We start from the raw sequence: 6236 nt of genomic DNA on the forward strand, positions 1-6236 counted from the left end.
CGGCTTTAGCCGTGAACATCGCGCACAATAATCACCTAAATATTTCGGCGTTAAAACACCTCCTACGTCGAAAGCTGACAGCTCCTAAAACAAAAAAGGCTCTGAGCGTTCACTCAGAGCCTTTTTTAAATCGATAATCAATTACCAGATTTTTACACGATCTTCCGGTTTGATATACATCTTGTCGCCTTCTTTCACATCAAACGCCTGATAGAATTCTGGCATATTTGAAAGAATACCGATTACACGGTAGTGGCTTGGTGAATGAGGGTCTGTCATTAGGCGGTTACGTAACTCTTCGTCACGGTATTTACGACGCCAAATTTGCGACCAACCCATGAAGAAACGCTGATCACCTGTGTAGCCATCAATGATAGGCGCTTTTTCATCACCAAGTGATAATTGATAAGCAGTATAAGCAACAGTTAAGCCGCCTAAGTCACCAATATTTTCACCTAATGTAAGCTGACCATTTACCGTTGCATCTTCAAATGGTTTGTACTCGTTATACTGAGCAACTAACTGACCTGTACGCTCTTCAAACTGTTTAAGGTCTGAGTCGCTCCACCAGTTACGTAAGTTACCGTCACCATCGTACTTCGCACCTTGGTCATCAAAGCCGTGACCTAATTCGTGACCGATTACCGCACCGATTGCACCGTAGTTAACAGCATCATCAGCTTCTAGGTTGAAGAATGGCGGTTGTAAGATAGCCGCTGGGAATACGATTTCGTTGTTCACAGGGTTGTAGTAAGCGTTTACTGTTTGTGGTGTCATGTGCCACTCAGAACGGTCAACTGGCTTACCTAGTTTTGCAGTCATATCTGCATATTCCCACTCGCTGTGGCGAATGTAGTTACCTACTAAGTCGTCACCTTTAACTTCAAGTGCAGAATAGTCTTTCCATTTATCTGGGTAACCGATTTTTGGCGTGAACTTATCAAGTTTCGCTTTCGCAGCGATTTTTGTTTCTGGGCTCATCCACTCAAGGTTTTCAATCGCAACTGCATAACCTTTGATTACGTTATCAACTAACTCTTCCATACGCGCTTTCGCTTCAGGTGGGAAGTTGTCTTTAACGTATACTTTACCTAGCATTTCACCTAATACACCGTTCGATGCATCAACCGCTTTTTTCCAAAGTGGTGATTGCTCTGTTACACCGCGAAGTGTGGTGCTGTAGAAATCAAAGTTAAGGTCTACTAGCTCTTTATTTAATAATGCAGCGTAGTTGCTAACAAAGTGGAACTTAAGGTAGTTCTGCCAAGTTGCTAAATCTGTATCGCTGTAGATACCCGCGAATTTTTCTAGGTAGCTAGGTTGGCGAATGATGACATCTTCAGTTTTGATACCTGATGCATCAAGGTAAGCTGCAAAGTCGAACTCACCTGTTAGTTTGTTAGCATCAGCAACACTCATCTTGTTGTAAGATTTAGTTGCATCACGGCTTTCTACACGGCTCCACTGCGCATCGGCAATGCTTGTTTCAAGTGCAATGATATCTTTAGCTGCGGCTTCAGCATCAGCGACACCCGCTTTGCTTAAGATAGCTGTTACGTATGCTTGGTAAGCTTCACGGATTTTTGTGAATTTCTCTTCATCTTTTAGGTAGTAATCACGATCTGGTAAACCTAAACCAGACTGATAAACATACATCGCGTTTTCACTAGAGTTTTTCGCGTCGTTGTTTACGTACCAACCAAACGGTAGGCTACCGCCTTTAATGCGAAGTTCAGCCATTAAAGCAACTAAATCAGACTTGTTCTTAACTGCATCAACACTTTCTAGTACTGGTGATAATGGCTTGATACCTGCCGCTTCACGACCTGCTTCGTCCATATAGCTGTTATAAAATGCAGCTAACTTAGCTTCATCAGAACCCGGCTTAACATTGGTGTTTGCCGCCGCTTTTTCTAATACTTCTTTCATCGCTTTTTGCGAATCATCGTAAAGCTGAGTGAATGAACCGTAGTTTGATTTATCACCTGGAATTTCTGTTTTCTCTAACCATTCGCCGTTTACGTGATAGTAAAAGTCATCTTGTGCGCGAACAGATTTGTCCATGTTCGCCAGTTCAATACCTGAATTTAAAGGTGCTTTTGCTTCAGTTACGGCCGCAGTTGCTGGTGCTTTAGTTTCTTGTTCTTTTTCACCACAACCAACAAGACCGAGGGCTAGTGCAATACTTGCCGCGGTAAGTGTTACTTTTTTCATGGGAGTCCCGTACTAATTATTTTTTGATGTATTTATCGAAAAACTAGCAAACCTAATTAATCATTAGTTTTTCGCTTTCTCCATAATAAACCTCTCGAGCAAAACAATAAAACCGAATATGTAACAATTCTTATCAAAACAAGATGAGTCGCATTTTTGAGCGATAGAAGGGGGAGGTTAAGTGGTTAGTGGTTAGTGGTTAGTGGTTAGTGGTTAGTGGTTAGTGGTTAGTGGTTAGTGGTTAGTGGTTAGAACAAAGTAAAATACATTTCATTCGTAGCAAGTTCTTTGTTTAATTACACAAAAAATAAAACCACCCTCTCGATCTGATCTGACTTCTGAAATCTAACTACTAAAAACTAACCTCTATTATATAACCACCGCGCGAAATAAATTTCACGCCTACATCAAACGTAGGAACGACCGTTACAGCTCAAACCGCTGCTTTATCTTTTCGATAATCTCAACATTAGCGGCTGGGAAGCTGTAATCATCAAGCTCGTTTAGTGCGACCCATTTGCCTTGTTGGCCTTCTGCGCCATGGGCTGTGCCAGTGAAGTCATCAACAATGTGCACATCTAAGCGTACGCATTTATCGCCGTAGTCATGTTCAATAACCATCAGCTCTTCACTGCCATTTACCGTTAGGTTTACTTCTTCTAATAGCTCCCGCTGTAACGCTGCAAACACGCTTTCGCCTTGCTCTACTTTACCGCCTGGGAATTCCCATAAGCCGCCTTGATGTTTGTCGTCTGGTCGCTTACAAATAAATAATTGCTGATCTTTATAAATAACACCGACTGCAACATGCACTACTTTTTTAGTCATTTGTTGTTTCCTTATTCATAAAAAAAGCGACGCAAGCGTCGCTTTTTATCACCGTGTTTTGGTTATTTTAATTTACCGCAACACTGCTTAAATTTATTACCTGAACCACAAGGGCACGGCTCGTTACGGCCGACTTTTGGCTCTGCACGTTGAGTTACTACAGCACCTTGTGGTAATTCGCCACCAATGTGCTCAGCTTCTTCGTGTTGGTATTCGCGCGGTGCATTTTCGCTACGGCGATGTTGCTCTTCAACTTTCTCAACATCTTCTTCAGCGCGAACTTGTACTTTACTTAAAATACCCACAACGTCGATTTTTAAGTTCTCAAGCATTTCAGAGAATAGCTCGAATGATTCACGCTTGTACTCTTGCTTAGGATTCTTCTGTGCGTAACCACGTAAGTGGATACCTTGACGAAGGTGGTCCATCGCAGCCAAGTGATCTTTCCAATGTTGGTCTAGGCTTTGTAGCATAATCGCTTTTTCGAATTGACGTAGTACAGACTCGCCGACCATCTCTTCTTTTTGCTTGTAAGCTTGCTCAACCGCTTCTTCGATACGCTCACGAAGTTTCTCTTCGTATAGTTTGTTATCGTCAGCTAACCATTGTGAAATTGGCAGCTCGATTAAGAAATCTTGTTTTAAGCGCTCTTCAAGGCCTGGGATATCCCACATTTCAGCTAAGCTTTGCGGTGCAATGTATTGATCAATCGTACCATTTAGTACATCGCTGCGAATGGCAGTGATAGTTTCTGAAATATCGCCTTCTTCAAGAAGCTCGTTACGTTGTGAGTAAACAACACGACGTTGGTCGTTTGCTACATCATCGTACTCAAGTAATTGTTTACGGACGTCGAAGTTACGTGCTTCAACTTTACGTTGTGCGTTTTCGATTGCGCGGTTAACCCAAGGGTGCTCAATCGCTTCGCCGCGTTGCATACCTAGTTTACGCATCATGTTAGTCATGCGCTCACCAGCGAAGATACGCATTAGCGCGTCGTCCATTGATAAATAGAAACGGCTTGAACCGGCATCACCTTGACGACCAGAACGACCACGTAACTGGTTATCGATACGACGAGATTCGTGACGCTCAGTACCAATGATGTGTAAACCACCCGCTTCGATTACTGCATCGTGGCGTTTTAGCCACTCATCTTTAATCGCTTTGATTTGTTCATCAGTTGGGTTTTCTAGCTTTTCAACTTCGCTATGCCAGTTACCACCTAACACGATATCGGTACCACGACCAGCCATGTTAGTCGCAATGGTTACTGTGCCAGGTAAACCTGCATCGGCAACGATGTCTGCTTCTTGTGCGTGGAACTTAGCATTTAGTACGTTGTGCTTAATTTTTTCTTTACGTAAGAACTGCGATAAGTACTCAGAACTTTCGATTGAAATAGTACCCACAAGTACCGGTTGGCCACGTTCTTGACAATCTTTAATATCAGCAAGAATTGCTTCGTACTTTTCTTCTTGAGTTAAGTAAACAAGGTCAGCACGATCGTCGCGGATCATCGGCTTGTTCGTTGGCATTACTACTGTGTCTAGACCATAGATAGACTGGAACTCAAACGCTTCTGTGTCTGCTGTACCTGTCATACCCGCTAGTGTTTCGTATAAACGGAAGTAGTTTTGGAATGTGATTGATGCCAATGTTTGGTTTTCGTTTTGAATGCGTACACCTTCTTTCGCTTCAACAGCTTGGTGTAAGCCTTCAGACCAACGACGACCTTCCATTGTACGACCAGTGTGCTCATCAACGATGATAACTTCGTTTTCTTTAACAACGTAATCAACGTCTTTTTGATAAAGCTTGTGAGCACGAAGTGCCGCATACACATGGCTTAATAATGTGATGCTTGAAGCTGAGTAAAGTGAATCACCTTCTTGAATTAAGCCACGCTCAATCAATAGTTCTTCTACTTTAATTTGGCCACGTTCAGTTAAGTGAACTTGCTTAGATTTTTCATCGATAGTGAAGTCGCCGTCACCTTCAACGCCTTCTTCATCTTCTTTTTCTTGTAGCTCAAGTTCTGGCACAATTTTATTGATTTCGATATATAGCTCAGAGCTGTCTTCAGCTGGGCCTGAGATAATTAGCGGCGTACGCGCTTCATCGATTAGGATTGAATCCACCTCATCCACTACTGAGTAGTAAAGTGGGCGTTGTACACGTTCTTCAATGCTAAATGCCATGTTATCGCGAAGATAATCAAAACCAAATTCGTTATTAGTACCGTAAGTAATGTCAGCAGCGTAAGCGATTTTCTTTTGCTGCGGCATCATGCCTGGTACGTTACAGCCAACTGTTAGGCCTAAGAATTCAAATAATGGGCGGTTAGTTTCGGCGTCACGTTTTGCAAGGTAGTCATTCACGGTAATTACGTGAACACCCTTACCTGTTAAACCGCGAAGGTATGCAGGTAATGTTGCTGTTAGTGTTTTACCTTCACCAGTACGCATTTCTGCAATGCGACCTTGATGTAAAACCATACCACCTAGTAGCTGTACGTCGAAGTGACGCATGCCGTTTACACGCTTAGATGCTTCACGTACCACAGCAAATGCTTCTGGTAAAATGTCATCTAGGCTTTGTCCGTTATCGTAACGCTCTCTAAATTCTGCTGTTTTTGCTTTTAGATCTTCATCAGAAAGCGCTTCTAATTGCGTTTCAAGCGCATTGATCAGTGCGACCGTCTTTCTTAGGTTTTTAATAGTGCGGTCATTGCGACTACCAAAAATCTTGGTAAATAAATTAGATATCATGATAAAACCGTTACAATATATTCTTTGTTAGCTAGTCATTAGCTAACCCACTTTCTTCAATTGATAATTAATATGCGCTTATGCTCATGATGTAGGGCATATTAATTAACAATTTATCAGTACGCTGTTCAAAACACCGCTTATTTCGTGCGCTATCATACCAGAGTCTGCGCAACATCAAACCTTCTGTGTGTGAAGATATGGATTTTCAGCAAGAAAATTTAAAAATCAGCCGTAAACTTTAGTTTAACCCCGCAAAAATCACGAAAATTAAACTACTGAGTAGATATGGCGACAATCGAAATAAAATCAAGATCAGGGGAGAAAAAAGGCGATGCGAGATGCGAGATGCGAGATGCGAGATGCGAGATGCGAGATGCGAGATGCGAGATGCGAGATGCGAGATGCGAGATGCGAGATGCG

General features: G+C 42.4%; 3 protein-coding genes. All 3 read right to left on the bottom strand.

Features of this window, described 5'->3' with window-relative positions; genetic code table 11:
- Positions 1–141: 141 nt before the first annotated feature.
- The gene (locus C2M33_RS17030; RefSeq protein WP_105174980.1) at positions 142–2214 is read right to left on the bottom strand and encodes a M13 family metallopeptidase; all 2073 of its coding nucleotides are present in this window, start codon (positions 2212–2214) and stop codon (positions 142–144) included.
- 426 nt (positions 2215–2640) lie between these two features.
- Positions 2641–3042, bottom strand: coding sequence for an 8-oxo-dGTP diphosphatase MutT (gene mutT / locus C2M33_RS17035; protein ID WP_105174981.1), 402 nt, complete (start codon positions 3040–3042; stop codon positions 2641–2643).
- Positions 3043–3104: 62 nt separating this feature from the next.
- Positions 3105–5813 carry a preprotein translocase subunit SecA gene (gene secA / locus C2M33_RS17040; RefSeq protein ID WP_105174982.1) on the bottom strand — a complete coding sequence of 903 codons (2709 nt, stop codon included), beginning with the start codon at positions 5811–5813 and terminating at the stop codon, positions 3105–3107.
- Between the last annotated feature and the right edge of the window lie 423 nt (positions 5814–6236).

The sequence above is a fragment of the Pseudoalteromonas sp. T1lg122 genome (assembly GCF_002964825.1).
GTDB lineage: Bacteria > Pseudomonadota > Gammaproteobacteria > Enterobacterales > Alteromonadaceae > Pseudoalteromonas > Pseudoalteromonas gelatinilytica.

What these genes read in the sequence shown, in the direction of transcription:
- C2M33_RS17030 (WP_105174980.1), bottom strand. Translation starts at nt 2,214, where the DNA reads ATGAAAAAAGTAACACTTACCGCGGCAAGTATTGCACTAGCCCTCGGT.
- mutT (WP_105174981.1), bottom strand. Translation starts at nt 3,042, where the DNA reads ATGACTAAAAAAGTAGTGCATGTTGCAGTCGGTGTTATTTATAAAGAT.
- secA (WP_105174982.1), bottom strand. Translation starts at nt 5,813, where the DNA reads ATGATATCTAATTTATTTACCAAGATTTTTGGTAGTCGCAATGACCGC.